This is a genomic window from Frankia sp. CcWB2, from assembly GCF_977927585.1.
In genome coordinates this window covers 1-2,464 of sequence record NZ_CDWRCM010000194.1, presented here as the reverse complement: position 1 = coordinate 2,464, position 2,464 = coordinate 1, and the positions used below count along the sequence as shown (strand labels likewise).

The window sequence follows — 2,464 nt, the reverse complement described above, 5'->3', positions numbered from 1 at the left end:
TGCAGGTGGGTGCCGCCGGCGTCCCGGGCCGTTTCCGGTCGTGTGGACGTGCCCGGTCGTTCGGTGAAGACGGCCAGTTCCTTGGGAATCCCCCACAGGGCGCGACCGCCGACCTGGGACGCCGGGCTGTCCACCCAGATATGCGGGACCGTCACGTGCAGGTGCCGCCTGTGCCATACCAGCAAGGCGGCCATGACCGCACGGTAGGCGAGGACGCCACGCGGATCGTAGCGAACCCAGGCGGTGGCCACCGGGACCCGGCCGAGAACGGTCACCGCCCGGGGAGGGGCGCCGGCCAGCGTCGCGCGGGGCACGAACCAGACGGAGATGACCATCGTACCGCGCAGCTCCCAGGGTTCCGGCGGATACGCCACCCACCAACAGTAGTGCCCCCCGACAGTGGTCCCCGACAGTGCCCCCCGACGGCACGGCTTCCCGCCCGTTCCGGTGTGGAGCCTGCCGGATCCGCCGGCCGGGGGGCGGACCGGTCCGAATCCGGCGACATACCGGCCATACCCCCTAGCTGGTCGGCGCCCACCGAAGAGGGCATCTAGGTTGGGTCGGGTCAGCACGGAACCTGGGAGGTCTCATGGCGCTACGTCGCGGGCTTGCCGTTCCAGTGATGATCGGTACGCTTATCCTGATGGGCGGGATCGCCGGGACAGCCTCCGCTGTCTCGTCCACATCCGGCACCCCGGCGCTGAGCATTGCCAACGCCGCGGCGTTGGTTCGATCGGCGGGGTACACGCCGATCGTCCTCGGTGGTTATGACCGGAGCAACGATCTCAGCGTGATCGTCGGACTGCTGTCGACATCCGGGGACGGGCATCCGCAGCGGGCGTTCTTCTTCCACCGTGGCCGGTTCGTCGGCTACGACTTGCCGCAGCCGAGCGCCACGATCCGCTGGATCTGGTCCACCGACCGGGTCGTCGCCCTGCAGTACGACCTCTACCGGCCAAGCGATCCGATGTGCTGCCCGACGGCGGGTGGTGCGGCCGTGCGTTACCAGTGGAACGGTTCATCGGTGGTCCCGCTCGATCCGGTCCCGACCGCGAACGTGTCCGCCGCGAGAAGCCGCCGCTGATCCGCGACCGCTGATCCCCGGTCCATGATCCGTCCTGGGCCGGGGCAGCCGCCGGGGAGTCGCCGGGTGCGCCGCCGGGGATTCGTCGCCCCGCGCCTTCGCTGCCCCGCCCGAACAGGGGCCGGACAGGGGATGGCGGCAACGCGGGGCCGTCCGGCCCGGCTCAGTGCCCCTCGGCGGCCTCGACGAGTTCGGTGAGCACGCCTCCGAGGCCCTTGGGATGGATGAACGCGATCCGGCTGCCGGCGGTGCCGTGCACCGGAGTCTTGTTGACCAGATCGAATCCGGTCGTGGTCAGGGCCGCGAGGGCGCTGTCGATGTCGGCGACGCCGTAGGCGATGTGGTGGATGCCCGGCCCCCGCTTGGCCAGGAACTTCCCGATTGGGCTGTCCTCGCGCAGCGGTTCTAGCAGTTGGACGTAGGAGTTCCCGGTCTTGCCGCTGTGGACCAGCAGCATCGCCTCGCGCACCCCCTGGCGCTCGTTCTCCTCCTGGTGCACGACCTCCAGACCGAATGCCTCCTCATAGCGGGGGATGGCCTCGGTGAGGGAAGCCACCGCGATCCCGACGTGGTCGATCCTGGTCAGCACAGCCGTCTCCTCGTTCTGCCGGCCCGCGATCGGGGCCTGTCCGCCGATGTCCCACCGCCCCTGGCGCGAAGCGACGGGGTCCGCACTGAGCCTGCCGGTTCACGATCCCGGCGTCGACCGATCGGCCCCCGTGACGTGGGGTGACGTGGGCGACCCGGGCCGGGCCCCACCCTGCCCGCGGCCTCGCCAGGGGTCCACGTCGCCGGGGTGACTGTTGTCGTGGATGTTACCGTGGGCGGATATTGTTCTTCCGGTGTGTTTGCGGGATGGCGGTGTGGTGTTCGGGGCCTCGTTGCAGACTCCGTTCAAGTCCCCGGAAGACAGGCCGTAGAGTCAAGTGCCAACTATTTTAGCCCGAGTCTTCGAGGCACGAACGTAAGGGTTACGGTGTCCACGACGCGTCGTGATCGTTCCGCGTTCCGCGCGGCCCGCGGAAACACCCGTCAGATAGGTGGGGTTGCCGAGCGGGTCGGGCTTTCGCTGCGCGCGGTCCGGTACTACGAGGAAGCCGGACTGCTTACTCCCGCTGGACGTACGCCGGGTGGCTTCCGCCTGTACGACGACGAGGCCGTCGATCGACTGCTCGTCATCAAGAAGATGAAGTCGCTGGGGTTCACCTTGGAGGAGATGCGGTCGCTGTTGTCGGTGCGCGACGAGCTGTCGGATTCGACGATCTCCGAGAGTCGGCGGACCGAACTGCGTGAGCGGCTGCATACCTGGGTCGTGCTGGCTGAGGAGAAGCTGGCCACCCTGCGGCAGCAGGCGGGAGTCGCGGAGGACTTCGTCATCGG

At 69.0% G+C, this 2,464-nt stretch carries 4 protein-coding genes; 2 read left to right on the top strand and 2 right to left on the bottom strand.

The genetic code is table 11. The features are described 5' to 3' along the window. Nucleotides 1–374: acetoacetate decarboxylase family protein (locus ACY45C_RS17635; protein ID WP_462188656.1), on the bottom strand; the 374-nt coding region annotated here is incomplete at its 3' end. Nucleotides 375–589: 215 nt separating this feature from the next. Here ACY45C_RS17635 and ACY45C_RS17630 point away from each other — a divergent pair. Beyond that, nucleotides 590–1,084 carry an LppP/LprE family lipoprotein gene (locus ACY45C_RS17630; protein WP_462188655.1) on the top strand — a complete coding sequence of 165 codons (495 nt, stop codon included), beginning with the start codon at nucleotides 590–592 and terminating at the stop codon, nucleotides 1,082–1,084. A gap of 163 nt (nucleotides 1,085–1,247) precedes the next feature. Here ACY45C_RS17630 and mce read toward each other — a convergent pair whose 3' ends face one another. Next, nucleotides 1,248–1,673, bottom strand: a complete 426-nt coding sequence (gene mce, locus ACY45C_RS17625; protein ID WP_462188654.1) for a methylmalonyl-CoA epimerase — start codon at nucleotides 1,671–1,673, stop codon at nucleotides 1,248–1,250. A 387-nt stretch (nucleotides 1,674–2,060) separates the two neighbouring features. Between mce and ACY45C_RS17620 the strand changes: the two genes are divergently transcribed. Continuing rightward, a partial coding sequence (locus ACY45C_RS17620; protein ID WP_462188653.1) for a MerR family transcriptional regulator occupies nucleotides 2,061–2,464 on the top strand: 404 nt, incomplete at its 3' end.

Coding starts and splice junctions, on each gene's coding strand:
- ACY45C_RS17630 (WP_462188655.1), top strand. CDS start 590: ATGGCGCTACGTCGCGGGCTTGCCGTTCCAGTGATGATCGGTACGCTT.